The sequence below is a fragment of the Amycolatopsis sp. cmx-11-51 genome (genome assembly GCF_047608665.1).
In the GTDB taxonomy this organism is placed as follows: domain Bacteria; phylum Actinomycetota; class Actinomycetes; order Mycobacteriales; family Pseudonocardiaceae; genus Amycolatopsis.
Genome location: NZ_JADNQO010000007.1, coordinates 240,566 through 267,027, shown reverse-complemented (window position 1 = coordinate 267,027; position 26,462 = coordinate 240,566). Strand labels below are relative to the sequence as shown.

The following is a 26,462-nucleotide window of genomic DNA, read 5'->3' as shown; positions in this document are numbered from 1 at the left end:
AAGCCATGGGAGCACTCGATGGGCGGGTCGCCGTCATCACCGGCGCCGGTCGCGGGATCGGCCGCGAGCACGCGCTGCTGTTCGCGGCCGAAGGCGCGAGCGTCGTGGTCAACGACCTCGGCGGGGCGAACGACGGAAGTGGTGCCGACGTCGGCCCGGCACAGGAGGTCGCCGACGAGATCCGGGCGGCAGGCGGGAAGGCCGTGGCGAACACGGCCAACGTCGCCGACTGGGCCGGTGCCGCCGAACTGGTCGCGCAGGCGGTGGACGAGTTCGGCAGGCTCGACGTCGTCGTGAACAACGCTGGCATCCTGCGCGACGCGTTCATCGCCGGACTGGAGGAGTCCCAATGGGATTCCGTGATCGCGGTGCACCTCAAGGGACACGCGGCGGTGCTGCGGCACGCGGCCGCGTACTGGAAGACGGCGAGCAAGGCCGGTGACCGGGTGGCCGGTTCGGTGATCAACACCGCCTCGGCGTCCGGGGTCACGCTGCCGAACGCGGGGCAGGCGAACTACGGCACGGCGAAAGCGGGGATCGCCGCGCTGACCCTGGTCGCGGCCGAGGAACTGGAACGCTACGGCGTGCGGGTCAACGCGATCGCGCCGATCGCGCGCACGCGGCTCACTCTGGCGACGCCGGGTATGGGCGCGATCTTCGCGCAGGAGGTCGAAGAAGGAGAGTTCGACGCGTTCTCGCCTGCCAACATCTCCCCGCTGGTGGCCTATCTCGCGACCGAGAAGTGCCCGCTCACCGGCAAGGTGTTCGCGGTGCAGGGCGGCGCGATCTCGGAACTCGCGGGCTGGCACGACGTCAAGGTGATCGAAACCGAGGAAGCCTGGGAGATCGACGACATCGCGGCCAGGCTGCCGTGATCGAGTGGTCCGAGACCGAACTGCTGATCCGGGACGCGATCCGCGAGTTCGTCGACAAGGAGATCCGGCCGCACCTCGACGCGCTGGAAAGCGGGACACTGCCGCCGTACGACCTCATCCGCAAGATGTTCGCGGCCTTCGGCATCGACGCGCTGGCGCGGGAATCGGTGACGAAACTGCTGTCGAAGGAGCGTGGCTCCGGTGACGGCGGTGGGCTCGCGTTCGGCGGGCAGGAGGCGATGGCGCTCATCGCGGTGAGCGAACTGGCCGGGGTCAGCCTCGGCATCGTCGCCTCGCTCGGGGTGAGCATCGGGCTGACCGCGCAGACGATCCTGACCAAGGGCACGCAGGCGCAGAAGGAACGCTGGCTGCCAGGGCTGGCGACGTTCGAGAAGGTCGGCGCGTGGGCGATCACCGAACCCGACTCCGGCTCGGACGCTTTCGGCGGCATGAAGACGTCGGTGCGGCGTGACGGTGACGAGTATGTCCTCAATGGACAGAAGACGTTCATCACGAACGGGCCCTGCGCCGACACGATCATCGTCTACGCCAAGCTGGACGACGGCGAGGACGTCCGCGATCGCAAGGTGCTGACCTTCGTGCTGGACAAGGGGATGCCCGGCCTCACGCAGGGCAAGCCGTTCAAGAAGATGGGCATGATGTCGTCGCCGACCGGCGAGCTGTTCTTCAGCGACGTCCGGCTCGGACGGGACAGACTGCTCGGCGAGTCGGAGACCGGCCGCGACGGCGACAGCAAGGCCGAGGTGAAGTCCGGGTTCGCCGTCGAGCGGATCGGTGTCGCGGCGCTGGCGCTCGGGATCATCAACGAATGGCACCGGCTTTGCGTGGACTACGCGAAGAACCGGAAGCTGTGGGGCCAGGAGATCGGGCGGTTCCAGCTGATCCAGCTGAAGCTGGCGAAGATGGAGGTCGCGCGGATCAACGTGCAGAACATGGTGTTCCAGCTGATCGAGACACTGCGCGCGGGCAAGTTGCCGACGCTGGCCGAGGCTTCGGCGATGAAGCTGTACTCGTCGGAGGCGGCCACCGAGGTCGCGATGGAGGCCGTGCAGTTGTTCGGTGGCAACGGGTACATGGCGGAGTACCGGGTGGAGCAGCTGGCCCGGGACGCGAAGTCGCTGATGATCTACGCGGGGAGCAACGAGATCCAGGTGACGCACATCGCGAAGGGCCTGCTGTCCTCGTGAGACCCGGCCCGTGCGGTCCTGTCGCGAGGTTGCCTACTTCGGATCGAGTTTCGGCTGAGCCGCTTAGGGGCCCTTCACGCGCCAACGTAGTGACTGGTGGGGCCACTGGGGCGACCGGCCGAATGTTCCAAGTCCGTGAAGGACTCCTTGAGGGACCCAGAGTCCCTCAAGGAGTCCTTCACGGACCGCGATTGAGCGGTCAGCTGCGTTCGATCAGGTGGCCGACGACCTCGGGACCGGGGTGGGCGTGGCCGGAGCCGTCGCGCCGCGGGTCGATCTCGGGCAGTTCCACCGGGTCGCCGTTGCGGGCGGCACCGGCCGGGCGCGGGCCGATCCAGCCGACGACCAGCCGCGTTTCGCCCTTGAGGAGCCGTTGCGCCCGGACACCGCCGGTCGCGCGGCCCTTGGCCGGGTACTCGCTGAACGGCGTCACCTTCACGCTCGCACCGGTCGCGGTGACGACCATCGGCTCGCCGTGCTCCGCGTCGTCGGTGCGGATGGCGGCGAAGAACACCACCTCGGCGTCACCGTTCAGGTTGATCCCGGCCATGCCGCCGCCCTTGAGACCCTGCGGCCGTACCAGTGAAGCGGCGTAGCGCAGCAGCGATGCTTCGGACGATAGGAACGCCAGTGCCTCGTTGCCGTCGGTGAGCCAGGTGGCGCCGACGACCTCGTCGCCGTCCTTCAGGCTGATCACGTCGAACTCGTCCGAGCGGACCGGCCATTCCGGCGCGCACACCTTCACGACGCCGAGTTTCGTGCCGAGCGCGAGACCGGGGGAGCCGGCGGCCTGTTCGCCGAGCGGCGCCAGCCCGATGACGTGTTCACCCTTGTCCAGCGGCACCAGTTCCTTCGCGGCCATCCCACCGCGCAGGGAGACGGTGCCCGCCTGTTCGGGCAGCACCGGCAGTGGCAGGACGTCGGTCTTGAACGCGCGGCCGCGGTTGGTCACCAGCAGCACCTGACCACGCGCGGTCGAGTGCACGACGGCGGACACCGAGTCGTGTTTGACGCGGCCGTTGCGGCGCCGCACTTCCGACGCCTCCTCCGATTCCGCCGCGGTCCGCGCGACCAGCCCGGTGGCCGACAGGATCACCTGGCAGGGATCGTCGGCGACCTCCAGCGGACCCGACGGCTTCGACGCGGCGAGGACCTCCTTGAGATCGCCGTCGATCAGCGCGGTGCGGCGTTCGGTCGGGGAGTCCTTGGCGACCTTCGCCAGTTCGGCCGAGACGACCTTCTTCAGCACCGTCTCGTCGTCGAGGATCTTCGACAGTTCGGCGATCTCCTCGCGCAGCTTGTCCTGCTCGGCTTCGAGTTCGATCCGGTCGTACTTCGTGAGCCGTCGCAGCGGAGTGTCCAGGATGTAGGTCGCTTGGATCTCCGAGAGCTTGAACCGCTTCATCAGGCCGTCCTTCGCGGCCGCGGCGTTCTCGCTCTCGCGGATCAGCTTGATCACCTTGTCGATGTTGAGCAGGGCCGCCAGCAGGCCCTCGACCAGGTGCAGGCGCTCTTCACGCTTGCGGCGGCGGTAGCGCGTGCGACGGGTGACGACCTCGTAGCGGTGGCTGAGGAAGACCTCCAGCAGCGCCTTGAGTCCCAGCGTCCGCGGCTGCCCGTCCACCAGCACCAGGTTGTTGATGCCGAAGGACTGCTCCAGCGGCGTGAGCCGGTACAGGTCCGCCAGCAGCGCCTGCGGGTTCACGCCGACCTTGCATTCGACGACCAGCCGCGTGCCGTTCTCGCGGTCGGTGAGGTCCTTGACGTCGGCGATGCCGGTGAGCCGCTTGGACTTGTTGACCTCGTCGGTGATCTTCTCGATCACCTTCTCCGGGCCGACGCCGTACGGCAGTTCGGTGACGGTGATCGCCTGACGGCCGCGGCTGCCCTCCAGCGGGCCGGTTTCGGCGCTGGCGCGCATGCGCACCACACCGCGGCCGGTCTCGTAGGCGCGGCGGACCTCGTCAAGGCCCAGTAGCGAACCGCCGGTCGGCAGGTCGGGGCCGGGGACGAACTCCATCAGCTTGTCGAGGGTGGCGTTCGGGTGGTTGATCAACCACCGCGCCGCACCGATGACCTCGGTGAGGTTGTGCGGGATCATGTTGGTCGCCATCCCGACCGCGATCCCGGAAGTGCCGTTGACCAGCAGATTCGGGAACGCCGCCGGCAGCACCGTCGGCTCTTCGAGCGAACCGTCGTAGTTGGGCCGGAAGTCGACCGTGTCCTCGCCGAGTTCGCCGACCAGCAGCATCGCCTCGGAGGACAGCCGCGCCTCGGTGTACCGCGAGGCGGCCGGGCCGTCGTCGGGGGAGCCGAAGTTGCCGTGCCCGTCGACCAGCGGGACGTTGAGCGAGAAGTCCTGCGCGAGGCGGACCATGGCGTCGTAGATCGCCGTGTCGCCGTGCGGGTGGTACTTGCCCATCACGTCGCCGACCACGCGGGACGACTTCACGTACGCGTGCGTCGGCCGGTAGCCGTTCTCGTTCATCGAGTACATGATCCGGCGGTGTACCGGCTTCAGCCCGTCCCGCGCGTCCGGGAGCGCCCGCGAGTGGATGACCGAGTAGGCGTACTCCAGGTACGAGTCCTCGATCTCCGTCTTCAGCGAGTTGTCGAAGACGTTCGCGCCGGGCTGGTCGAACGCGGAGGGGTCGACCTTGGTGGTGGTGCCCTTACGGCGTGCCATTGCTCAAAGCTCCTTGAATAGCAACGAAATCAGGCGTCGATGGCTTCGCGGTCGACCCGGTCGGAGGACTCGACCAGCCAGTTGCGGCGCGGTTCGACCTTCTCACCCATCAACAGTTCGAGCGCGTTCTCCGCGGCTTCGACGTCGTCGAGCGTGATGCGGCGGACCGAGCGGGTGGCCGGGTTCATCGTGGTGTCCCACAGTTCGTCGGCGTCCATTTCGCCGAGGCCCTTGAACCGCGGCACCGGCGTGACGATCTGCTTTCCCGCCCGTTCCAGCGCCGCGAACTTGGTCTCCATCTCCTTTTGGCTGAAGGTGAAGTGGGTCTCCGGGTTGCGGCCCTTGGTGACCAGTTTGTGCAGCGGCGGCATCGCGGCGTACAGCCTGCCGTCCTCGATCACCGGCCGCATGTACTTGGCGAACAGCGTGATCAGCAACGTCCGGATGTGCGAACCGTCGACGTCCGCGTCGGCCATCAGGATCACCCGGCCGTAGCGCATGGTCGTCAGGTCGAACGTGCGCCCGCTGCCCGCGCCGAGCACCTGCACGATCGAGGCGATCTCGGCGTTCTTCAACGTGTCGCCGAGCGACGCCTTCTGGACGTTGAGGATCTTGCCGCGCAAGGGAAGCAGCGCCTGATACTCGGAGACGCGCGCCATCCGCGCCGAACCGAGCGCGCTGTCACCCTCGACGAGGAACAGTTCACTGCGGGAGACGCCGGTGGTGCGGCAGTCGACCAGCTTCGGCGGCATGGCCGCGCCTTCGAGCGCGGTCTTGCGCCGGGCGGCGTCCTTCTGCTGCTTCTGGGTGAGCCGGACGCGGGCCGCGTCGACCACCTTCTGCAGCACGACCTTGGCCTCGGACTTGGTCTTGCGCTCCTCGGTCCAGGCGCGGATGTGCTTGTCGACGACGCCCTGGATGACCCGGGTGATCCCGGCGGTGGACAACTCGTCCTTGGTCTGCGACGTGAACTGCGGCTCCGGCAGCCGGACGTGCACGACCGCCGTCATACCCTCCAGGACGTCCTCGACGGTCGGCATGTCTTCCTTGGGCTTCAGTAGCCCGCGGGTCTTGGAAATGGCGTCCTGCAGGGATTTCAGCACCGCGCGGTCGAAACCGCGGCGGTGCGTGCCGCCGTGCACGTTGCGGATGGTGTTGGTGAAGCACTCCACCGTGCGCTCGTAGCCGGTGCCCCAGCGGAGCGCGACCTCGATCTCGGCGTGCCGCTCCACATTGGACTGCATGACGCCGCTGGCGTCGGCGGCGTTCTCCTTGTACGTGCCTTCGCCGTTGATGATCAGCGTGCCGCAGACGGGTTTCTCGCCGGACGGGGCGAGGAAGTCGACCATGTCGGCGAGGCCGTCAGGGAAGTGGAAGGTTTCTTCGCTGATCGAGTCGTCGACGGCGGTGCGCAGCACATACGTGACGCCGGGGACCAGGAACGCGGTGTTGCGCATCTTCGCGCGGACGCCCTCGACGTCGAGCACGGCGCCCGTCTCGAAGTAGCGCGAGTCGTACCAGTACCGGATCGAAGTGCCGCCGCGCTCGCCGCGCTTCATCTTCCCGGTGATGTTCAGCCCGGACTTGCGAGTGAACTTCGCCTTCGGGCCGGGCCCGTCGAAGACACCGGGCACGCCGTGCGCGAACGACATCTGGTGGACCTTGCCGTCTTGCTTCACTGTGACGTCGAAGCGGTGCGACAGCGCGTTCACCGCCGAAGCGCCGACGCCGTGCAGGCCGCCGGAGGTCTTGTAGCCCGAGCCGCCGAACTTGCCGCCGGCGTGCAGCCTGGTCAGCACCAGCTCGACACCGGACAAACCGGACTTGGCGTGCGTGCCGGTGGGGATGCCGCGGCCGTCGTCGTCGACCTGGACACTGCCGTCGGCGTGCAGGGTGACCACGATCTTCGCGGCGTGACCCGCCACACCTTCATCGGTCGAGTTGTCCACGACCTCGGAGAACAGGTGGTTGATACCGCGGCTGTCGGTGGAGCCGATGTACATCCCGGGACGCTTGCGGACCGCTTCCAGACCCTCGAGATGCGTCAGGTCGTCGGCCCCGTACAGGGTCTCAGCAGTCACTGGGTCTTTCTCCTGGAGTCGTGGCTCGCGAACTTGCTCGTGACGGTGGCGTTCAACGCGACACCGTACTGGAGGATATCCGGCGGCCCCGACAGTTAGTCTTCTCCAAGGCCCTCGGTGTGGCGAACCACCTGTCCCGATGGCCGGGCCATCGCTGCGGAAAGCGGCTTCCCGGCACCTCGGATGAGGCGTTATCGTTCTCGGTGTCACAGGGTGACGGGGGGAAGAAGGTGGCCGTCGGAACCGGTCCCACACGCGTCTCGACCGCACGACGCGTCGTGAGTCTCTGGTATTTCGTGGTGGTCGTCGGGTCGTTCGGCATGCTCGCACTGTTACCGGTCGCGCACGCCGCGATCCGATTGCGGCGAGGCATCCTCTGGCTGTTCGTGCCGGGCTACGGCGGCATCGCCGTCGCGATGACGTTCCTGCTCGAGCGGGCGGCCGCGGAGGGCGAGTCGGAGGCGATGCTCTCGTTCGCCTGGCTCTTCGGCACGGTCCTGTTCGTCACCGTGAGCTGCGTCCACCTCGCCCTGCTGCGGAAGAAGATCCTCTACCCGCCGCCGAAGGCGTGGGTCGAGTCCGGGATGCACTGCGGCCTGTTCTCGATCGACATCGCCGGGTTCGGCCAGGTCGGGCGCAGCAGCGAGATCTTCGTCCAGGTCCGGCGGATGCTGTTCGGTTTGATGGCCAGCGCCTTCGAGGCCAGCGGGATCGCCTGGGAAGCCTGCCTGAAACGCGACACCGGGGACGGCATGATCGTCGTGGTCCCGCCACACTTCCCGAAGTTCCGGCTGCTGTATCCACTCCTGTCCCAGCTCGCCGCGGAGCTCGCCCGGTACAACGTGGTCACGGCGCCCGACCTCCGGATCCGGGTGCGGGTGGCGATCCACGCCGGCGAGATCACGCTCGACGAATACGGCGTGACGGGACGGCCGAAGGTGCTGCTCGCGCGGCTGCTCGATTCACGGGTGCTGCGCGACGCGCTGGCCGAGGCGCCGGACGGCTCGCCCGTCGTCGTGCTCGTTTCGGACCGGTTCCACGAGGACGTCCAGGACCAGGGCGGCCCCGGTCTCGACACGATGAGCTACCGGCAGGCGCTCGTGCACGAGAAGGAGACCGAGGTCCGCGCCTGGCTGCACGTCCCGGATCCGGTGGTCAGAGGGCTGCTGTGAGCACCTCCGCACAGCGCGGGCCGTGCTGGTCGAGCGAGGTGCGGTTGTTCGCGATCGTCGAGTTGGGCCAAGGCGGGATCGCGGCTGTCGCAGCATTTCGCGCAGATGGTCGCGGTGATGGAGGGTTCGGGAGTGGCGGTGGCCGGCGTGAGTCACCCGTTCAGCTGGCCCCGATGGTCCGGAATACTTCTTGCGCGCGTGAGGTTGAACGCTCAAGCAACGGTAATCCGGCCCAGGGAGCAGGTCATGCAGTTCGGAATCTTCACGGTGGGCGATGTGACGACCGACCCGGCCACCGGGGAGGCGCCCAGCGAGTACGAGCGGATCAAGGCGATGGTGCGGATCGCGCTCAAGGCCGAAGAGGTCGGCCTCGACGTCTTCGCGACCGGCGAGCACCACAACCCGCCCTTCGTGCCTTCTTCGCCGACGACGATGCTCGGCTACATCGCCGCGCGGACGTCGAAACTCATCCTTTCCACCTCGACCACGCTGATCACCACGAACGACCCGGTGAAGATCGCCGAAGACTTCGCGATGCTCCAGCACCTCGCCGACGGCCGCGTCGACCTGATGATGGGCCGCGGCAACACTGGCCCGGTGTACCCGTGGTTCGGGCAGGACATCCGGCAGGGGATCCCGCTCGCCATCGAGAACTACCACCTGCTGCACCGGTTGTGGCGCGAGGACGTGGTCAGCTGGTCGGGCAAGTTCCGGACACCGCTGCAGGAATTCACCTCGACCCCGCGGCCGCTCGACGGTGTCCCGCCGTTCGTCTGGCACGGCTCGATCCGCAGCCCGGAGATCGCGGAGCAGGCCGCTTATTACGGCGACGGGTTCTTCGCGAACCACATCTTCTGGCCGAAGGAGCACTTCCAGTCGCTGATCGGCCGGTACCGCGAGCGGTACGAGCACTACGGCCACGGCAAGGCGGACCAGGCCATCGTCGGACTCGGCGGCCAGGTGTTCCTGCGGCCGAAGTCGCAGGACGCGGTGCGGGAGTTCCGGCCGTACTTCGACAACGCGCCGGTGTACGGGCACGGGCCGTCGCTGGAGGAGTTCACCGAGCAGACGCCGCTGACCGTCGGCAGCCCGCAAGAGGTGATCGACAAGACGCTGACCTTCCGCGAGCACTTCGGCGACTACCAGCGTCAGCTGTTCCTGATGGACCACGCCGGGCTGCCGCTGAAGACCGTGCTGGAGCAGCTCGATCTGCTGGGAGAACACGTGATCCCGGTGCTGCGCAAGGAACTCGACTCTCTTCGTCCTTCTCACGTGCCTGAGGCTCCTACTCACGCTTCGCTCAAGGCTTCGGAGGTTTTGGCATGACGACGATCGCTGTCGTGACCGCGGGGTTGAGCCAGCCGTCTTCGACGCGGCTGCTCGCGGACAAACTCGCCGCGGCGGCTTCTGCGGTGCTGCCGGACGTGGAGATCGAGGTGATCGAACTCCGCGACCTCGCCCTCGACGTCACGAAGAACATGCTGACCGGGTTTCCTTCCCCGGCCCTGCGCGCGGCCATCGACACGGTGACCGCCGCGGACGGTTTGATCGCCGTGACGCCGGTGTTCACCGCGTCGTACAGCGGGCTGTTCAAGTCGTTCTTCGACGTGCTGGACCAGAAGGCACTCGACGGGAAGCCGGTGCTGATCGGCGCCACCGGCGGGACAGAACGGCACTCGCTGGTGCTCGACTTCGCGCTGCGTCCGCTCTTCGCGTACCTTCGCGCCGAGCCTGTCGCGACGGCGGTGTACGCGGCTTCGTCGGACTGGGCGTCTCCGGGCGATCTCGACACGCGGGCTTCGCGGGCTGGGCGGGAGTTCGCCACTCGGCTGTCTTCGGAGGGGGCGGTCGTGGCTCCGAGCAGCGGGTTCGTGCCCTTTGAGCAGCTGTTGGCCGCGGGGGAGTGAGCAAGGGACCTTTGCTACCACTCACGAGGCCCTTATGTCGGGCTGGCCGTTTCGCGTGATTGGTTGGACGGCACGTGTGAGCCGACGGACGACACGCGTGAAGGAGCGGACGACACGCGCGCGGCCGGGTGTGCGTCGAGTCGTCCCCCGGACACGCGTGTCGTCCATCCCGTCACGCGAGCCGTTCCTCTAATCACGCGAAACCGCCACCCGCGCACCGCGGCAGGTACCTGAAACACGCTCGGCTCCAACCGTCCTTGCCACTCACGACGCTTAGGGAGTCGGCCAGATCGGCCGGATCTCGATGGTCGCGAATTTCGTGACCGGATGCTTCGACGCGACGTCGATCGCCTCGTCGAGATCGGCGCACTCGATCAGGTCGTAGCCGAGAATCTGTTCCTTCGTCTCCGCGAACGGCCCGTCCGAGACGAGCAGTTCGCCCTCCCGGTGGCGCACGGTGGTCGCGGTGGCCGTCGACCGGAGCCTGCTGCCGGACAGCCGCACCCCGCGAGCGGTCATCTCGTCGACCCACGCCTGCGTCTTTTCGTCGAGCGGGTCGTCGCAGCCGTCCGTGCCGGGGTGCGGGCTCCCGCAGATCAGCAACATGTAGCGCATCAGTCCTCCATCGCCAGGGCTTTTTCGGGCCGCAGTGCCGAAAGCGCGATTGCCAGGCCCAGTGCCGCGAAGCAGGCGGCGGCCGCGAATCCCGCGCGGAAGCCGCCGGTCACGGCTTCCGCCGACGTCGCGGCCCCGGTGACGGCCGCCGACACGGCCGAGGCTACCGAGACACCGAGCGCGCCGCCGAGTTGGAAGGCGGCGGTGGTGATGCCGGACGCGAGCCCGGTGTCCCCGGCGTCGACGCCGCCCAGCGCGGCCATCGGCCCGGCGACCGTGGCCGCGCCCAGTCCGAGTCCGAAGGCGGCGAGGCCGGGCAGCAGATCCGTCAGGTAGGCGCCGTCCGGTGAGACACCGGCCAGCGTCAGGCAGCCGGCACCGAGCAGCACCGTGCCCGCGGCCGCCAACCCCCGGACGCCGATCTTGGGGATCAGCGCCTGCCCGCCGTACGCCCCGACGACCGCCATCACCGGCAGCACCGCCGTCGCGACGCCGAACAGCAGCGGTGAATAGCCGAGCACTTCCTGTGCGTAGCGCGAAATCAGGAACGAGACCGCGAACGCGCCCATCGCGCTGGTGAGCATCACCAGGTTGCCGCCGGTGAGCATCCGCGACGAGAAGATCCGCAGCGGGATCAGCGGCGCCCCGCGCCGGGACGCGTCACGGCTCTCCTTCAGCAGCGCCGGCGTGGACACGAGCAGGATCAGCGCGACCGGGATGTTCAGGAAGAACACCCACTCCCAGCCGAACGCCCGCGTCAACGTCCCGCCGATGAGCAGCGCCGCCGTGGCGCCGAAGCCGCCGACTCCCGACCACGCGGCGAGCGCTTTGGTGCGTTCGCCGTCGTCGGTGAACGTCGTCATCACCAGCGAAAGCGCGCTCGGCGCCATCAACGCGGCCGAAACCCCCTGCAGGACGCGGGCGGCGATGAGGACGTCGTCGCTCCAGGCGAACCCGCACAACAACGAGGAGAGGAGGAACAACACCGTCCCCGCCGAGAACGTCCGGCGGCGGCCGAGCAGGTCGGCGGCGCGGCCGCCCGGCAGCAGCAGCAGACCGAAACTCAGCAGGTACGCGCTGAGGACCCAGTGTGTCCCGCCGCCGTCGAAACCGAGGTCTCGTTCGATCGACGGCACCGCGAGCACGACGATCTGCGAATCCAGGATGACCATGAAGTTGGCCGTGCAGAGCAGGGCCAGCGCTCGCCATCGGCGGGGGTCGGGGTGCATGCGTGCCTCCGTCCTTCGGGGGTGGTTCACCACCCCGACGAACGGCTTCACCCGGAACAGACAGGACCGGCGAAAAGTTTCGAACCGGGCAGGACCAGCGCGTTACCGGCACAATCGGAGTGAACACGACGGCGAGGAGATAACGGTGGGCATCGGAAAACCCGTGAGGAAAGTGCTGATCCTGATCGCGGGGGTCATTCTCCTGCTGGTCGGTATCGCGCTCCTCGTGCTGCCAGGACCGGGCCTGCTGCTCGTACTCGCGGGTCTGCTGGTGCTGGCCTCGGAGTTCCCGGCGGTGGAGAAGTTCGTCGATCCGATCCGCGACAGGGCGATGAAGGCGGCTGAGGACAGCGTTTCGTCTCCGCTGCGCATCGCCGGTTCGGTGCTGGCCGGGCTGGGCCTGCTGGCCGCGGGGATCGTCTGGGGACTCGTACCAGATCTGCCACTCGGCGGCTGGAGCACCGGTTCGAGCCTGATCCTGTCCGGGCTCATCCTGTTCGCTCTGCTGATCTGGAGCTACAAGCGGGTTCAGGCTCGGAGGGTCGCGAAGGCCGAATAACAGCCGGGTGGTCTGGTACCGTGCGGCGCGTGTCCCCCGATTTCCTGCGCGCCCGGCGGCCGGAACAGGTGGAGGCCCGGCGCACGGCGATCCTCGGGGCGGCGCGCGAACTCCTGGCCGAGCGGCCCGTATCCCGGATCAGCCTGCGAGAACTGAGCGATCGTGTCGGCCTGGCGAAGTCGAACGTGTTGCGGTACTTCGACAGCCGTGAGGCGATCTTCCTGGAGGTCCTCGACTCGATCTGGGTAGCGTGGCTCGACGAACTCGAAGGTGAGTTAAGCGCTCCTGACGAGGCGAAGGCTGGTTACGAGCGCGAAGTGCGCGTCGCGACCGCCATCGCGACGTCGATCTCGCGGCAGCGCCTGCTGTGCGAGCTGATCAGCACGATGGCCGCCGTACTCGAACGCAACATCTCCGTGGAGACCGCCCGGGCGTTCAAGACCCGGGCGGGTGAACGGACCGAACGGCTCGCGGACGTCGTCCGCTCCCAGGTCACCTTGGACGCCGAAGCGGCCGGACACTTCGCGAAGGCCGTCTTCATCCTCGTCGCGGGACTGTGGCCCTACGCGAACCCCGGGGAGGCTGTCGCGACGGTCCTGGCCGAACGGGGAGCGCCCGCCGGCCGCGAGATGTTCGTCGACGGGCTGACCGAAGGGCTGACGAACCAGCTGGTCGGACTGGTTGTTCGCGCAGGTCAGAGCCCCAGGCGATAGCAAAGGTCCCTTGCTCCCTCCCGGGCGAGCCGAGCCGCGTGATCATGCATAGGGTGGGGCAGGGGACCCACGTGTACAAGGAGCGATCATGAGCCCAGGCGGCACCTTCACCCTCGGCGACCTCACCGTGAGCCGGGTGGGCTACGGCGCCATGCGGTTGTCCGGCCCCGGCATCTGGGGGCCGCCGAGTGACCGCGAAGCCGCGATCGCCGTCCTTCGCGAGGCTGTCGAACTGGGCGTGACCCACATCGACACCAGCGACTTCTACGGGCCGCACACGGTCAACGAGCTGATCCGCGAGGCGCTGCACCCGTACCCGGAGAACCTGCACATCGTCACGAAGGTCGGCGCGAAGCGGACTCCGGACAAGGGGTGGCCTTCGGCGCTCTCGCGTGAGGAGCTGACCTCCGCGGTCCACGACAATCTGCGCAACCTCGGCGTCGATGTGCTCGACGTCGTCAACCTGCGGCTCGTGGGGGAGCACGGCGTCTTCCCGATCCCGGTCTCGATCACCGAGCCGTTCGAGGTCCTCGCCGAACTCCAGCAGCAGGGCCTGATCCGGCACCTCGGGCTGAGCCACGTCTCGGCGGAACAGGTCAAGGCAGCCCGCTCCATCGCGCCGGTCGTCTGCGTCCAGAACGAGTACAACGTCGCGAACCGTGCCAACGACGGCCTGCTCGACGCTCTCGCGGCCATCAACATCCCGTTCGTGCCGTACTTCCCGCTCGGCGGGTTCACCCCGCTGCAGTCCGGCGTGCTCGACGACTGCGCCCGCCGCGTCGACGCGACGCCCATGCAGGTGGCGCTCGCGTGGCTGCTGCAGCGGTCGCCGAACATCCTGCTGATCCCGGGGACTTCGTCGGTACTGCACCTGCACGAGAACATCGCCGCCGCGAAGCTGGAACTGCCCGCGGACGTCGTCGCGGACCTCGACGCCCTCGCCTAGCGGGTCCGTGAGGGCCTCCTTCACTGCCCTCAAAATCAGGGTCCCGGCAAAGTCGCAGAGCTGCTGGTGGTAGTCCGGACTTGGCGTCGCTAGTACTCGGGTGTATGTCCGTGTACCTCTGTTGATCAAGCCTCGCAACCGGTGTGACCTCGCGACGAGGTAGGAATGGGGACACTCAACGTCCCCATTCCTTCATCGTCAGCCTCACACAGCGACTACTAGCCGCCTCGGCCTTTCAGAGCACATCCCGGCGCCGAAGCAGCCAGCCGCCGAGACCGGTGAAGACCACCAGATATCCGGCGACCACCAGCGTCGCCTGGGAGACACCGACGAGTTCCCCGACCCCCGGCGTCGCACCCGAGGCGCCGAGCGACGCGGCCAGCGAACCGGCGTTGGCTCCAGGCAGGGCCCGCTGGAGGGTGTCGACCCAGTCCAGCAGCGGGGCCGCGACCCCGAACAGCAGGTTCTGGACCACCAGCAGCCACACCAGACCGAGCCCGATCGGCAGCGCCACCCCGCGCATCGCGATGGCGAGCGCCGCGCCGAGTACCGCCCAGGTCATCGCGATCAGCCAGCCCGCGCCGATTCCCGTGAGCAGCGAGCCCGCCGACGGCCAGTTCATCGGCTCGCCCTCCGAGGAAGCGATGATCGCGCTCGTGACCGCACCGGTCGCGAAGCACATCAGCACGACGGTGAGCGTCGCGACGGCCAGCGCGAACAACTTTCCACTGTAGACGGTCAGTCGCGAAGGACCCTGTGTCAGCACGGTCTTCCACGTGCTCCAGCCGTATTCGGTACCGACGGCCAGCACGCCGATCACGAGCAGGATCGCGCCGAGGAACACCGGCAGCCCGCCGATCGAGTTGCCGACCAGGTTCGAGGGCAGGGTCGCGGCCAGTCCGCGATCCGTGCCGGGCGCCCCGCTCGACGAGCCCGCCGCGCCCGCCAGCGGCAGTAGGTAGGTGAAGGTCAGCCCGAGAACGACCGCGATCCCCAGCATGAACCAGTTCGCCGGACGCCGGACGAGTTTCGCCAGCTCGGCGATGCAGCTACCCCACACGACCTGCCACCTCTCCGGTGAGCTCGAAGAAAACCTGTTCCAGATCCCGCTCGCGGACGTGCAGTTCGCGCACCGGGATCCCTTCCGTGACGAGTTCGCGGTTCAGCCACGACGCGCGTTCCGGATCGACGGTCAGATCGAGCCCGGTCCCGCTCGTCCGCACGTTTTCCGCGCCGATCCAGTGCTTCACCAGGTCGGCGGCACGCAGGATCTCGTCGGTTTCGATGTGCAGCACCGTGCCGCCGCGGAGTTCGGCCACCGTGTTCTCCGCGACCAGCCTGCCTCGGGAGACGACGCCGACGCGGTCGCAGATCTGCTGGACCTCGCCCAGCTGGTGGCTCGACAGCAGCACGGTGCAGCCTTCCGCGCCGAGCCGCCGGATCAGCACGCGCATGTCGGCCATCCCCGCCGGATCGAGCCCGTTGGTCGGTTCGTCGAGGATCAGCAGCCTAGGGTCCTTCAGCAGCGCCGCCGCGACACCCAGCCGCTGCTTCATGCCGAGGGAGTAGGTCGAGTACCGGTCTTTGCCGCGATCGGCGAGATCGACCAGCGCGAGCACTTCGCCGACGCGGAGCGGATCCGTCCCGCTGTACCGGGCCAGCACCTTGAGATTGTCCGAACCGGACAGATACGGGTAGAACCCTGGCGATTCGATCAGCGCGCCGACCTCGTCGAGGGCGCCCGGCGGCCTGCCGAACAGCCGCACGCCGCCGGACGTCGGCCGGACGAGCCCCAGCAGCATCCGCAACGTCGTCGTCTTGCCTGCCCCGTTCGGGCCGAGGAAACCGTAGATCTCACCGGGCAGCACGGTCAGATTCATCCGGTCGACGGCGAGGTGCTCGCCGTACCGTTTCGTGAGTTCGTCTGTGTCCACGGGAATGTTCATGGTGACAGATGGTGACCCGCGCGAGGCCCCACCACATCCGTTCACAGGCGGCACTCGGCGTACGTCGCCGGACGTAGGGCATGGCCGGAATCCTGCGACATCTGTCGAAAACACCCGTACCGGACGCCGGGGTGCCGATCATAGGCTCGACCGCGTGTCGAAAGTACTTTTGATCCTTCATGTACTGGCCGCCGTCATCGCGATCGGCCCGGTGACCGTCGCGGCGAGCATGTTCCCGGCGGCCGCCCGGCGCGCGTACGTCGAACCGGGTTCCGGGTTGTCCGTGCCGCGCCTGCTCAACCGGATCTGCCGGGTCTACGCGATCTTCGGCCTGGCGGTGCCGTTCTTCGGGCTGGCGACCGCGGGCAGCATGCGGGTGTTCGGTGACTTGTGGGTGCTCGCGTCGATCGTCCTCACCGCCGCGGCCGCCGGCGTGCTGGCATTGCTCGTGCTGCCGGGGCAGAACGCGATCCTCGCGGCCCTGGACGCCCAGCCACCGTCGGAACCGCTGACGGCCGGGCGCGTGGCGATGTACACCGGGATGTTCAACCTGCTGTGGGCCGTGGTGACGGTACTGATGATCGTGCGGCCGGGATCGACCACAAGCTCGTGAGACCCGACCCATGCGGTTGCCTGCCGGAAGTACGTGAAGGCCCCTTCCTCGCGCCAGGCGCGAGGAAGGGGCCTTCACGTACTTTGAGGGATCAGGCGCTGAGGAGCTGGTTGAAGAACGAGCGGTAGCGGCGCAACGCGATCCGGAGATCCTCGGTGGCCGGTTCGCCCTGGCTCCACGCGGATTCCAGTTCCTTCTTGTGGTCCGCGAACGTCGCGGCCAGGTTCTGGATCACGACGGCGACCAGTTCGTCGGCTTCCTTGACCGCCCGCTGCGGATCGTCCACAAAGGCCGTCTGGATGCCCTGCCAGCTGTCACGGAACCGGTCCACGTCGACGTTGTCGAACAACGTCTGCACTTCGTCCTCTTGGGGCTCGGCGGCCGCTTCGGTGGTGCGCGAGGGATCCGTCGCCACCAGGTCCTCGGTGCTCAGCGTGTGCCCGGAGTCGCCGTTGTCAGCGGTCCGTTCCTCGTCGAGCCTGTCCGTCGTCCCGACGACGCTCTCCGTGGTCCGCGGTTCCGTTCCCTCGGTTCCCAGAGGCCTGCTTTCCATGACTCTTCGCTCCTTCGTCACCGTCGTCGGTCAAAAGATCTTCGAAAACCTCGCGATAGTGTTTCATCGCTTCACGCATGTCCTCTGTGGAAATTTCGGATTCCCGATGACGCTCCAACGTGTCGTGCCCGGCGCGGTAGTGCCGCAACGCGTTCGCGTGCCGGACGGACAGATCCGCGAGCTGCTGGTCGTACCCTTCGGTCGGGTAACCGCGCTCGGCCATCAGGGAGACCAGCACCCGGTCCGCGTCGACGACGGCGCCGGACGGACGGTCGACGAACTGTTCCTGGATCAGCGCCCACTCCTGCGCGTACCGGTCCTTTGTGGACGACGGCAGTGGCCGGATGTCGAGATCCGAGTGACGCTTCATCCGCGACGTGAGGTCGCGCTCCGCTTCCCGCGGGTTCTCGTGTTCCTTGACGGCCCGCTCGTACTCGGGGCCGAACGTCTCTTGCAATCGCCGCCTGCGCTGTCCCTGGATGACGAACCAAGCAGTGGCTCCCACCACCAGGACCGCGGCGATGACGATGATGATGACCAACCACGTTGGCATCGTTATCTCCTCCGGATGTTTGCCGGTCAACCCCCGACAGGCCGTGAGTGCCCCGGTATGTGCGGCCGGAAACCCTTGTGGCACAAGAATCTTGCGAGATTAGGCCGGATGGCTCAGTGGTCTTGGCCGTACCGTCGCGGCACTCGCGGAACGAGGCAGGCCGCGCTCCGCCATTTGGCGTAAGTCGTGAGGTTTGCTAACAAAGCGTCCCTCTTTTGGATGCCTGAGATGACTCAGTGTAGGTAAAAGCTCCCGATCACTGCTCCGTTGTGGCACTATTGCCCCATTCGCGGGAAGAGGGCCTGCGATTCGAGGGGACTCGGTGCGACGGGGTCGCCTGGCACGACAAAAGAAGGATCATCAGGGGAGGAGATCGTTATATGTCGACGCCTACGGACGTCATGGATCCCATTGGCGAAGAGGAGCCGGTCGACCCGGCTCGGCCCACGCCTGACCTGCCTCCACACGAGCACAGCCCGGATTGTGAGCACTACCTCAACCGGCTGATGGATTGCTCCGGCGGCTGCATCCAGACCCCGCCTCCGGGGAACTGACCGGGTGAGCCGAAATTTCGCTCCGCCCGTCGAGGTGATCCTCGGCGGGTGGGCGGCTTTTCGGCTACGGACTGTGCTGTCATAGGCCAGTGGCTGTAACAGAACTCGGCGTCACCGAGGCCATCCGCAAAGCGCGTGCCCTCCAGCGGGCAGGCGTCGACGCTGTCTGTTCCTCGCGGCCACGTGAAGGGTTGAAGCTGCTCCACCGGGGTATGTCGGTGCTCGATTCGGTGGATCCCGCCGATGAAGGTGCTCGGCGGGAATGGCTGGCCGCTCGTATCCGGCTCACGAACTCACTCGTCGCGCTCGGTACCGAGACCGGGGGCGCGGTCGCCGCCGGGCTGGCCGAGCTGGACGAAGTGCGGTCTCTCCTCGACGAGGTGGGCGATCCGAAACTGCGCGCGGAACTGAGCGGCGCCATCGATCACAACTATGGACTCCTGCTCATGGCCGTCGGCCGGAACGAAGAAGGCATCGCTTACTTCGACACCTCGATGGAGCACAAGGAGTTCGTTCTCGACTCGGCGCCGGATCCGGTTCCCCTGCTCGGCCCGTACCTGGGCACGATGATCACTCGCGGGCTCGCGTATACGCGTCTGGGTGATGTCGGCAGGGCTCGCGAGGATCTGACTCACGCGATGGATATCGCGGAGAAGTACGAACTGCGATTGCAGGCGGCGGACGTCCGGCGGCCGCTCGGTTCGCTCGAGCTGAGGATCGGAAATGTTCCCGTCGCGCTGAGACTTTACGAAGAAAGTGAAAGAATCTATCGGGCTCTCGACGTCGAAATCCACCCGATTCTACGTCTCGAGCAGGGAAAGGCGCTGCTCGCCGCGGGGCTCGCCGACGAGGCGGCCAGTCACCTCGATGACGTACTGGTGATGATGCGTGAGCAGACCAGTATCACCCGCGACCTCGCCGACGTGGAGTTGTACCGGGCCTCCGCCGCCCTGATGAGCGACGATCTCGAACTCGCCCGTGGTTACGCCGCGTCGGCGCGGCGCAGGATGCTCCGCTGGGGATGTCAGACCTGCGTCGCCAACGCGACGATCGTCGGTCTTCGCGCTGACGTACGGGATGCTTTGCGTACCAACGAAATCCCGCTCACCCTGACCGCTCGCGCGGTGCGCGCGGCGAACGGGATGCCGATGCCGCGGCTCGCCGATCAGGCGGCGCTGGCGCGCATGCTGGCCGTCCGGGTCGAGCTGCGGAAGGGAAAGCGCAAGCGTGCCGCCGACTTGATGACGCGGATTCCGCGGCCGGGGCGGCTGACTTCCGTCGACTACCGGATGCTGCGGCGCCTTTGCCGTGCGGAACTCGCGGTCGCGGAGGGGGACAAGACCAGGGCGCTGGCCGAGATCCGGGCCGGGCTCACCGAACTCGATCGGGTCCGCGACCGGATGGGCGGCCTCGAGCTGGTGTCCGGGACGGCGTTGCACGGCAGGGAGCTGGCGGACCTCGCCGTCAAGATCGTGCTCGAGCGGGCCGACGCGGCCCGGTTGTTCGGCTGGACGGAACGGACTCGCGCGCAAAGTTACCGGTACGAACCTGTTGCGGCGACCGATCCGGATCTCGCCGAGCGGGTCGGTGAGGTCAGGGGTCTCGACCAGGCGATCCACCAAGCGCAGCACGACGGGCATCCCACGGCGGCCTTGCGGGCGAAACACGCCGAGCGGTTGCGTGACGCGCATCGGCACGGGTGGCACACCGGACGCAGGGGCAGGCCGAGGCCGATCGCGCGGCTCGCGGAGGTCGCCGACGAGCTTGGCGAACGCGCGCTGGTGAGTTTCGCGTCCTCCGGAGACGACCTGGTGGTCGTGGTGGTCGCCGGCGGACGGTGCGAACTGGTGCGGCTCGGCTCGGCGGCGCGGGCGGCGGAGTCCGCGCGGATGCTGAACGTCGACCTCGACGCCCTCGCGCCGGATCAGCTGGCCGCGCCACTGGTCCAGTCGGTGCTCGGTTCGGCGCGGAAGCAGGCCGAGCGGCTCGACGTCCAGCTGATCCGGCCACTGGAGGAGCTGCTCGGGGACCGCGGCCTGGTCGTCGTGCCGACCGGGCCGTTGTACGCCGTCCCGTGGGGGGTGCTGCCGTCGTTGCGGTCGCGGCCGATCGTCGTCGCTCCGTCGGCGACGGCATGGCTGGGCGCGGAGCGCTCGACGGCGTCACGCGCGCGGAAAGTCGTTCTCGTGCGCGGTCCCGGCCTCGTCGGGAACAGGGGTGAACTGGACAAGCTCGCCACGCACTACCGGACGGCGCACACGTTGACCGGTGCCGAGGCGACGGTGAAGTCGGTCCTGCGCGCGCTGGACGGCGCGAAGCTCGCGCACCTCGCCGCGCACGGCGCGCACGAGCCCGAGAACGCTTTGTTCTCCCGGCTGGAACTGGCCGACGGCACCCTCTTCGCGCATGAGATGGCCGGGCTCGCGCAGCCGCCGTCGCAGGTCGTCTTCGCGGCGTGTGAACTGGCGCTGAACCGGATCCGTCCCGGCGACGAAGTCCTCGGATTCGCCAGCGCGCTGCTCGCGAGCGGCTCGCGGACGGTGATCGCGCCGTTGAGCCGAGTCGGTGACGAGGCCGCCGCGGCCGCGATGGACGACTACCACCGCGGACTCGCCGAAGGCGCCGGACCGGCGACGGCCTTGGCGGACACCGTCGCGGTTGATCCGTTCCGGCGACCGTTCGTCTGTTTGGGTGCGGGCTGATCGCACGCCTTGACAACCCCTGTTCGATCTTCACGAGGGCGAGTGCCCGGTTGGTTACTCTTGACCAAGTCGTCTGAACCAATTATGGTCTAGACCACATCCGCCTGCTTGATGCTTTGGCGGATGTGGTCCCAACCGTCATATGGTTTTCGCTCGCTGTGGCCCAAGAACCTCGTGTCAGCTGACGGTTCTGCCACCGGGTCAGCGGTGGGTGTCGAAAGGGGTAGGCATGAGCTTCAAACGAAGGCTTTTGACCCTGGCGGCAGGTGCGGCAATGGTGCCGGCTGTTCTGGTCGCGATCCCGGCGGGAACCGCCAGCGCACACGGCTACGTTTCCTCACCGGCTAGCAGGCAGGCGCAGTGCGCCCAGAACACCGTTTCCTGTGGTTCCATCAAATGGGAACCGCAAAGTGTCGAAGGGCCCAAGGGGCTCACGAGCTGTCACGGTGGCGTCGGCCGTTTCGCTGATCTCAACGACGACAGCAAGGGCTGGAAGGTGCATTCCCTCGGCCGTACCACCACGTTCCGGTGGACGATCACGGCTCGCCACCGCACCAGCACGTGGGAGTACTTCGTCGACGGCGCCAAGGTCGCGACCGTCAACGACGGCGGTGCACAGCCGGGTGCCACGGTCACGCACAGCGTGAACCTTCAGCAGAGCGGGCGGCACAAGATCCTCGCCCGCTGGAACGTCTACGACACGGCGAACGCGTTCTACGCCTGCATCGACGCCAACATTAGTTAAGGGTTGAATTCGTGAGCGGTAAGGACGGCTCCAACCGTCCTTACCGCTCACGAGCCTTTAGGCTCACCCCATGAGCGATGACGAGCGCGACGGGGTCAAGCTGACCAACCTCGACCAGCCGTTGTTCGAGGACGCGACCAAACGCGACCTGGTCGACTACCTGGACGCCGTCGCGGGCCGCATTCTCCCGGTACTGGAGAACCGGCCGCTGTCGGTGATCCGCGTCCTGCGCGGCCAGGACCCGTTCATGCAGAAGAACCTGCCCAAATACACACCCGACTGGGTGAAGCGGTACGGGATGTGGGCGGAGACCTCGAAGCGGCAGGTGTCGTACGCCCTGTGCGACGACCGCCGCACATTGTTGTGGTTCGCGAACCAGCGTGCCGTCGAGTACCACCCGACGCTGATGCACGCGGGCGACGTAACGGGCCCGACCCATCTCGTCCTGGACCTCGATCCGCCCGCGGGCGACGATTTCGCGCACGTCGTGAAGGCCGCGGGGCTGGTCCGGCTGGCCCTCGCGGATTCCGGTCTCGACGGGGCCGCGAAAACCAGTGGGTCCAAGGGAGTGCACATCTTCGTCCCGCTGGTGCCGGGGCAGGCCTTCGACGACGTCGCGGCCGCGACCCGTGCGCTCGCCGCTCGCGCGGAACAGGTCGATCCTGCCGTCGCGACGACCGCGTACATCGTGGAAGACCGCGAGGGGAAGGTGTACCTCGACTCGACGCGGGCGGGAAGCAACACGGTCGCGGCGGCGTACAGCCCGCGGTTGCGGCCGGGGTTGCCGGTGTCGTTCCCGGTGGCCTGGGACGACCTGGCGAACGTGCTCCCCGCCGACTTCACCGTCTTCACGGCGCCCGCTCTTCTCGGGGACAGGGATCCGTGGGCCGAGGCGATGCCCGAACCGCAGGCCCTGCCCGCCGATCTCGTCGAACAGGGGCACACGATTCCCGTCGCCCGTGTCGTGGCGATGCACGAAGGGAAACGCCGGGCACGATTGCGTGCCCAGAAGGGCTGAACACGCACCCGCTCAAAGCGTTTTGTGTACCTCGGACCGCAGGGCGGTTCTGGGGGCCTTCGTGGGAAAGAACGACGCTGATGTGCTGATCGTGGGTGCGGCAGAGCCGTGAGCATGTCGAAAAGCGTGCCAGGGCAGGGTTTCTTGCCGCGAACAGTGTTGTGTGCTTGAGGAGAACGGACTCGCCGACGGGCTTCTCCGTAACGGTGTCCGGCACGACACCTGCGCTTTCCGTAATGAGCAGGCGGAATTCGAACTCAAGTACAGCGAGCTGGGCGCGGGCGAGGTGCACTCCGTCTATCCGCAGCAATTCCCGGTCATCGATCTGATCGCGGAATTCCTCGCCCGCGGTGGGGAGATCAAGTTCGGGGCCGAGGTGTCGTCGGTGTCGGGGACGGACGCCACCGTCATCGCCGATGAGGTTCTCTTGCGTGCCGAGTACATCGCCGGTTGCGACGGTCGGGTACGCGATGCACGAACGCGGATTCGCCGGGCATATGGCGAGGACGTCGACGGTGACGCGCTACTACCTCGAAGTCCCGCGCGGCGGCGAGGATCCGGAAAGCTGGACGGACGACCGGATCTGGGACGAACTGCACCTGCGGATGCGCGCCGATCACTACGGCCCGCTGAAACAGGGCGCCATCATCGAGCGCCGCATCGTGGACCTGGGTTCGCACGTGATGGACACGATCCAGCGCGGGAACCTGTTCCTCGCGGGTGACGCGGCGAGCCTGATCAGCCCTTCGGCGGCGAAAGGCGCGAATCTCGCGCTGATGGAGGCCGAGATTCTCGCCAGTGCCTTGATCACCGCTCACGACGAGGGCGACACGACACCGCTTGATCGGTATTCCGCGGCGTGTCTGCCGCGGATCTGGCGGGCGCAGAATTCTCGCACTGGATGATCAACCTCCTGCACACTCCGGCAGGTTACGACGACGAGGCCGTCTTCCAGCGAGCCCTGCGGGACGCGCGGCTGGAGAGCCTGCGGATTTCCCGTGCGCACCAGGACTTCTTCGCCGAAAGCTCGTGGGTATCTGACGGCGGCCGCGAGCGCGCCACCGGGCACTATCGCGGGCTGCCGGCGGGCGCGGGGTTCGAACTGAACTCGGTGCACGGCCTGCCGCTGGACGTCGCGCTGCTGCGAGCCACCCGCCGGTGAGGCGCGAGCCGGATGTCGTTCGAGCGGTCTCTCCCCGGCTCTTCCTCGGTGACGAACCGCAGTGCCCCGGTGACCTCCCTGGTCACCATTCGCGCGCCGTGCCAGCCCGCCGGGACCCAGCCGTTCCGCAGTTCACGGCGCAGCTTCTCGGCCCTTCTGACGTGGCGGCTGAACGAATGCGGCCGGATGACGCGCCCGCGCGCGATCTGGCCCGCACGGGCCTCCTCTGGCGAGACGTCGAGCCACAGCAGCCGCACCGGGCGGCGGCTCAGCAGGCCGAGCAGGGCCAGCAGCCCGCGGGTCGTCGCACGGGTCGACGGCTCGTGCACGACCAGCGGGCCGTTGTCCGCCAGCGCGAACCCGACGACCCGCGCGCGATGCCACAGATGGACGAGCGGCCGGTAGAACCGGTACGGCAGCGCGGCGGGTAGTCGTTCGCGCAGCTTCGCGCGGACCCGGTCGGAATCGAGCACCGGCATCGCGCCGGTCGCCGCCCTGGCCAGCAAGGTGGTCTTGCCCGCCCCGGGAATTCCCGCGACCACCAGGAGATCGCGGCGGCCGAGCTGGAGTGCGATGCGCTCAGTCATAAGGCGTCAACGACCCGGCCGATGACAAAGGTTCCTTACCTTGATCCGTTCGGCTCCGGTGCAGGTCAGGCCGTTACCCGCGTCCCCGCCTTCGCTGTCTTGTCCGGCAGCAGCGTCCCGCCCTTGGCGAGCCAGGCGACACCGAACGCGAGGATCGCCACCGATTCCAGCCACAGCGCCGGGTAAAGCGCCTTCGTCATGTCGTCGAAGATTAGGCCGCAGAGCACGATCAACGCGAGGCACACCAGCATGATCACGCCCGAAGCGACGTACAGCCGGTTCCGTTCGAGCTTGCGGGCGCCGGGGATCTCCTTGTCGGACTTGGTGAACAGCACGATGCAGAAGAACGCCAGTGTCAGGAAGAACACCGAGGCGGAGGCGAGATGCAGCAGGCCGATGATCTCGTCCGTGCGGTCGCCGTTCGACGGCGTGGTGGGGAAGAGCGCCACCCCGACCGCGGCCACCGCCGCGATGTTCCCGGCGATGTCGTCGATCCGGCCGTAACCCCGGTAGGACAACAGGAAGACGCCGATGGCGCACATGATGCCGACCCAGACGTCACGCATCCCCGAGTAGTAGTAGCCGCTGATCGAGTTGAGCAGGCCACCGCCGTCGACGGCGAGCTTCCCGAAGATCAGCACGAAGGGCAGTCCGATCCCGAGGAAACCGATGGCACGCCGCAAGAACAGGTAGTTGTGGACGAGATTGTCGGATGCCGTTTTCGCGCTCATGGCCGCCTCCGTGCTCAGTGCTTGTCGCTACCGAGGAGTATTGACCACTTCAGCACGGATAATGACACTTCGTGACTATGTTGGTACCGTGTGTTATCTACGCGGTGTCCAAGACGACAGCGGTGACGTAGCCGCCCATCCCGATCGACGTCTTCACGGTGAGCCCGCTTTCGGGCCGGGACGGCCCGTCCATCAGCTGCGGATGCCCGTCCGCCACCGGTTTCGGTGCCGGGATCAGGTCGCGCTGCGCGGCGAGACAGGTCGTCGCGATCTCGGTCAGCGCGCTGGCCGACTGGGTGTGGCCGGTCAGCGGTTTGATCGAGTAGATCTCCGTGCTGCGCGGGAAGACCGCTTCGAGGATTTGGGATTCCGTGCGGTGGCAGAGTTTCGCGCCTGTTCCGTGCGAGTTCATGTACCGGACGTCCGTCGCGGCGGCGTCCGCGTTCTCCAGTGCGTCGGTCACCGCGGTGATCGCGGTCGTCGGGTCGGGGTCGAGCGCTATCGCGTTATGCGCTTCGTGCGCCATGGCGCCACCCCGCACGGTCGCGTACGAGTCGGACTTCTGCCGGGTCAGCACCATCGCGACCGCGGCCTCGGAGAAGGTGAAACCCCGCGTGCCCTCTTGGAAAGGGCGGCACGCGTCGAGTGGCGGCGCGTCGGTGACCGCCACCCCGCAGTGCACGAAGTTGCGCACCATCGGCCGGAGTGCGGACAGATCGGTGGTGACCACCACGACATCGTCGGCGTATCCCGCGTCCAGCCACATCTTCGCGGTGAGCATCGCGGCGCCTCCGGTCGCACACATCGCGGACGTGATCATCGAGGGGCCGCGGAAGCCGAACTCCGCCATCAGCACGGAGATCGGGGTCGAGGGCATCATGCCGATGAATTCCCGGCGGAACATCAGCTTTTCGCCGAGCAGGACGAACCTGTCCCAAGTCCGCTGGTCTTCCCGGACACCGCCGGAAACGACGCCGACCCGTCGGCCGGGTGACCAGCCCCGCGCACCGGCGTCTTCGATCGCTTCCCGTGCCGCGGCGAGCAGGGCGCGGCCGTGCAGATTGCCGTCCCTCGGCCTGCCGCCGTCGGCGATCCGCCCGACCCAGCCTGGCAATTCCGGGGTCTCCCCGAAGCCTTCGGTGAATTGGGGGCCGGGAACGCCGCTCGCGAGGCCTTCCCACAACGATTCGCGCCCCCAGCCGTAGGCGGTCACGGCGCCGATGCCGCAGATGTCGGTTTTGCTCCGCACGTGTTTCCCTTCAACTACATTTCGTCGGCGCCGGTGTGGATAAGCCACACCGATCAGC

The 26,462-nt window shown here is 67.6% G+C and carries 24 protein-coding genes and 1 pseudogene; 14 read left to right on the top strand and 11 right to left on the bottom strand.

Annotation, left to right across the window (positions count from 1 at the left end):
* The first annotated feature begins 5 nt into the window (after nt 1–5).
* Both ACM6LU_RS24620 and ACM6LU_RS24615 read left to right on the top strand, forming a co-directional pair.
* Complete coding sequence (locus tag ACM6LU_RS24620) at nt 6–875, top strand: SDR family oxidoreductase (protein WP_414940118.1); 870 nt, start codon at nt 6–8, stop codon at nt 873–875.
* A complete protein-coding gene (locus ACM6LU_RS24615; RefSeq protein ID WP_414940117.1) occupies nt 872–2,083 on the top strand; it encodes an acyl-CoA dehydrogenase family protein in 1,212 nt (403 codons plus the stop codon). Before ACM6LU_RS24620 ends, ACM6LU_RS24615 begins: the two co-directional genes overlap by 4 nt.
* 199 nt (nt 2,084–2,282) lie before the next feature.
* Here the strand turns inward: ACM6LU_RS24615 and ACM6LU_RS24610 are convergent, their stop codons facing one another.
* Together ACM6LU_RS24610 and ACM6LU_RS24605 are read right to left on the bottom strand one after the other, a co-directional pair.
* Nucleotides 2,283–4,769, bottom strand: coding sequence for a DNA gyrase/topoisomerase IV subunit A (locus tag ACM6LU_RS24610; RefSeq protein WP_414940116.1), 2,487 nt, complete (start codon nt 4,767–4,769; stop codon nt 2,283–2,285).
* 29 nt (nt 4,770–4,798) lie between these two features.
* Nucleotides 4,799–6,850 (bottom strand): DNA gyrase/topoisomerase IV subunit B, encoded by a 2,052-nt coding sequence (locus ACM6LU_RS24605; protein ID WP_414940115.1) that lies wholly within the window; start codon nt 6,848–6,850, stop codon nt 4,799–4,801.
* 278 nt (nt 6,851–7,128) lie between these two features.
* Between ACM6LU_RS24605 and ACM6LU_RS24600 the strand changes: the two genes are divergently transcribed.
* The 3 genes from ACM6LU_RS24600 to ACM6LU_RS24590 all read left to right on the top strand — a co-directional run bounded on the left by ACM6LU_RS24600 (nt 7,129) and on the right by ACM6LU_RS24590 (nt 9,929).
* Nucleotides 7,129–8,022 (top strand): hypothetical protein, encoded by an 894-nt coding sequence (locus ACM6LU_RS24600; RefSeq protein WP_414940114.1) that lies wholly within the window; start codon nt 7,129–7,131, stop codon nt 8,020–8,022.
* A gap of 246 nt (nt 8,023–8,268) precedes the next feature.
* A complete protein-coding gene (locus ACM6LU_RS24595) occupies nt 8,269–9,348 on the top strand; it encodes an LLM class flavin-dependent oxidoreductase (RefSeq protein ID WP_414940113.1) in 1,080 nt (359 codons plus the stop codon).
* The gene (locus tag ACM6LU_RS24590; protein WP_414940112.1) at nt 9,345–9,929 is read left to right on the top strand and encodes a CE1759 family FMN reductase; all 585 of its coding nucleotides are present in this window, start codon (nt 9,345–9,347) and stop codon (nt 9,927–9,929) included. Before ACM6LU_RS24595 ends, ACM6LU_RS24590 begins: the two co-directional genes overlap by 4 nt.
* A gap of 273 nt (nt 9,930–10,202) precedes the next feature.
* On the opposite strand, the gene ACM6LU_RS24585 is transcribed toward ACM6LU_RS24590, so the two are convergent.
* Together ACM6LU_RS24585 and ACM6LU_RS24580 are read right to left on the bottom strand one after the other, a co-directional pair.
* Nucleotides 10,203–10,544, bottom strand: a complete 342-nt coding sequence (locus ACM6LU_RS24585) for a YciI family protein (RefSeq protein WP_414940111.1) — start codon at nt 10,542–10,544, stop codon at nt 10,203–10,205.
* Nucleotides 10,544–11,773: an MFS transporter gene (locus ACM6LU_RS24580; protein WP_414940109.1), complete on the bottom strand. Its 1,230-nt coding sequence runs from the start codon at nt 11,771–11,773 to the stop codon at nt 10,544–10,546. Before ACM6LU_RS24580 ends, ACM6LU_RS24585 begins: the two co-directional genes overlap by 1 nt.
* Before the next feature lie 145 nt (nt 11,774–11,918).
* On the opposite strand from ACM6LU_RS24580, the gene ACM6LU_RS24575 reads away from it, so the two are divergent.
* From ACM6LU_RS24575 to ACM6LU_RS24565, 3 genes are all read left to right on the top strand, one after another.
* Nucleotides 11,919–12,332: a PGPGW domain-containing protein gene (locus ACM6LU_RS24575; protein ID WP_414940108.1), complete on the top strand. Its 414-nt coding sequence runs from the start codon at nt 11,919–11,921 to the stop codon at nt 12,330–12,332.
* A gap of 29 nt (nt 12,333–12,361) precedes the next feature.
* The gene (locus ACM6LU_RS24570; protein WP_414940106.1) at nt 12,362–13,045 is read left to right on the top strand and encodes a TetR family transcriptional regulator; all 684 of its coding nucleotides are present in this window, start codon (nt 12,362–12,364) and stop codon (nt 13,043–13,045) included.
* Between the two features lie 88 nt (nt 13,046–13,133).
* A complete protein-coding gene (locus ACM6LU_RS24565; protein WP_414940105.1) occupies nt 13,134–13,991 on the top strand; it encodes an oxidoreductase in 858 nt (285 codons plus the stop codon).
* 235 nt (nt 13,992–14,226) lie between these two features.
* On the opposite strand, the gene ACM6LU_RS24560 is transcribed toward ACM6LU_RS24565, so the two are convergent.
* Together ACM6LU_RS24560 and ACM6LU_RS24555 are read right to left on the bottom strand one after the other, a co-directional pair.
* Nucleotides 14,227–15,051 carry an ABC transporter permease gene (locus tag ACM6LU_RS24560; RefSeq protein ID WP_414940104.1) on the bottom strand — a complete coding sequence of 275 codons (825 nt, stop codon included), beginning with the start codon at nt 15,049–15,051 and terminating at the stop codon, nt 14,227–14,229.
* On the bottom strand, nt 15,041–15,937 hold the full coding sequence (locus ACM6LU_RS24555) for an ABC transporter ATP-binding protein (protein WP_414940103.1): 897 nt from the start codon (nt 15,935–15,937) through the stop codon (nt 15,041–15,043). The genes ACM6LU_RS24560 and ACM6LU_RS24555 overlap by 11 nt, the downstream gene beginning before the upstream one ends.
* Nucleotides 15,938–16,091: 154 nt before the next feature.
* Between ACM6LU_RS24555 and ACM6LU_RS24550 the strand changes: the two genes are divergently transcribed.
* Nucleotides 16,092–16,550 (top strand): hypothetical protein, encoded by a 459-nt coding sequence (locus ACM6LU_RS24550; RefSeq protein WP_414940102.1) that lies wholly within the window; start codon nt 16,092–16,094, stop codon nt 16,548–16,550.
* Nucleotides 16,551–16,641: 91 nt separating this feature from the next.
* On the opposite strand, the gene ACM6LU_RS24545 is transcribed toward ACM6LU_RS24550, so the two are convergent.
* Complete coding sequence (locus ACM6LU_RS24545) at nt 16,642–16,965, bottom strand: hypothetical protein (protein WP_414940101.1); 324 nt, start codon at nt 16,963–16,965, stop codon at nt 16,642–16,644.
* 40 nt (nt 16,966–17,005) lie between these two features.
* The gene (locus tag ACM6LU_RS24540; protein ID WP_414940100.1) at nt 17,006–17,656 is read right to left on the bottom strand and encodes a hypothetical protein; all 651 of its coding nucleotides are present in this window, start codon (nt 17,654–17,656) and stop codon (nt 17,006–17,008) included.
* Between the two features lie 643 nt (nt 17,657–18,299).
* Here ACM6LU_RS24540 and ACM6LU_RS24535 point away from each other — a divergent pair.
* From ACM6LU_RS24535 to ACM6LU_RS24515, 5 genes and pseudogenes are all read left to right on the top strand, one after another.
* A complete protein-coding gene (locus ACM6LU_RS24535; protein ID WP_414940099.1) occupies nt 18,300–20,912 on the top strand; it encodes a CHAT domain-containing protein in 2,613 nt (870 codons plus the stop codon).
* Nucleotides 20,913–21,141: 229 nt separating this feature from the next.
* A complete protein-coding gene (locus ACM6LU_RS24530; RefSeq protein ID WP_414940098.1) occupies nt 21,142–21,657 on the top strand; it encodes a lytic polysaccharide monooxygenase auxiliary activity family 9 protein in 516 nt (171 codons plus the stop codon).
* Nucleotides 21,658–21,727: 70 nt separating this feature from the next.
* Nucleotides 21,728–22,675, top strand: a complete 948-nt coding sequence (locus tag ACM6LU_RS24525) for a DNA polymerase domain-containing protein (RefSeq protein WP_414940097.1) — start codon at nt 21,728–21,730, stop codon at nt 22,673–22,675.
* 163 nt (nt 22,676–22,838) lie between these two features.
* Nucleotides 22,839–23,580: pseudogene (locus ACM6LU_RS24520) on the top strand (FAD-dependent monooxygenase).
* The gene (locus ACM6LU_RS24515; protein ID WP_414940096.1) at nt 23,577–23,837 is read left to right on the top strand and encodes a hypothetical protein; all 261 of its coding nucleotides are present in this window, start codon (nt 23,577–23,579) and stop codon (nt 23,835–23,837) included. The pseudogene ACM6LU_RS24520 and the gene ACM6LU_RS24515 overlap by 4 nt, the downstream one beginning before the upstream one ends.
* Here ACM6LU_RS24515 and ACM6LU_RS24510 read toward each other — a convergent pair.
* From ACM6LU_RS24510 to ACM6LU_RS24500, 3 genes are all read right to left on the bottom strand, one after another.
* Nucleotides 23,744–24,424 carry an AAA family ATPase gene (locus ACM6LU_RS24510; RefSeq protein ID WP_414940095.1) on the bottom strand — a complete coding sequence of 227 codons (681 nt, stop codon included), beginning with the start codon at nt 24,422–24,424 and terminating at the stop codon, nt 23,744–23,746. The genes ACM6LU_RS24515 and ACM6LU_RS24510 overlap by 94 nt on opposite strands.
* A 65-nt stretch (nt 24,425–24,489) precedes the next feature.
* Nucleotides 24,490–25,155, bottom strand: coding sequence for a DUF998 domain-containing protein (locus ACM6LU_RS24505; protein ID WP_414940094.1), 666 nt, complete (start codon nt 25,153–25,155; stop codon nt 24,490–24,492).
* 97 nt (nt 25,156–25,252) lie between these two features.
* Nucleotides 25,253–26,404 carry a beta-ketoacyl synthase N-terminal-like domain-containing protein gene (locus ACM6LU_RS24500; protein ID WP_414940093.1) on the bottom strand — a complete coding sequence of 384 codons (1,152 nt, stop codon included), beginning with the start codon at nt 26,402–26,404 and terminating at the stop codon, nt 25,253–25,255.
* Between the last annotated feature and the right edge of the window lie 58 nt (nt 26,405–26,462).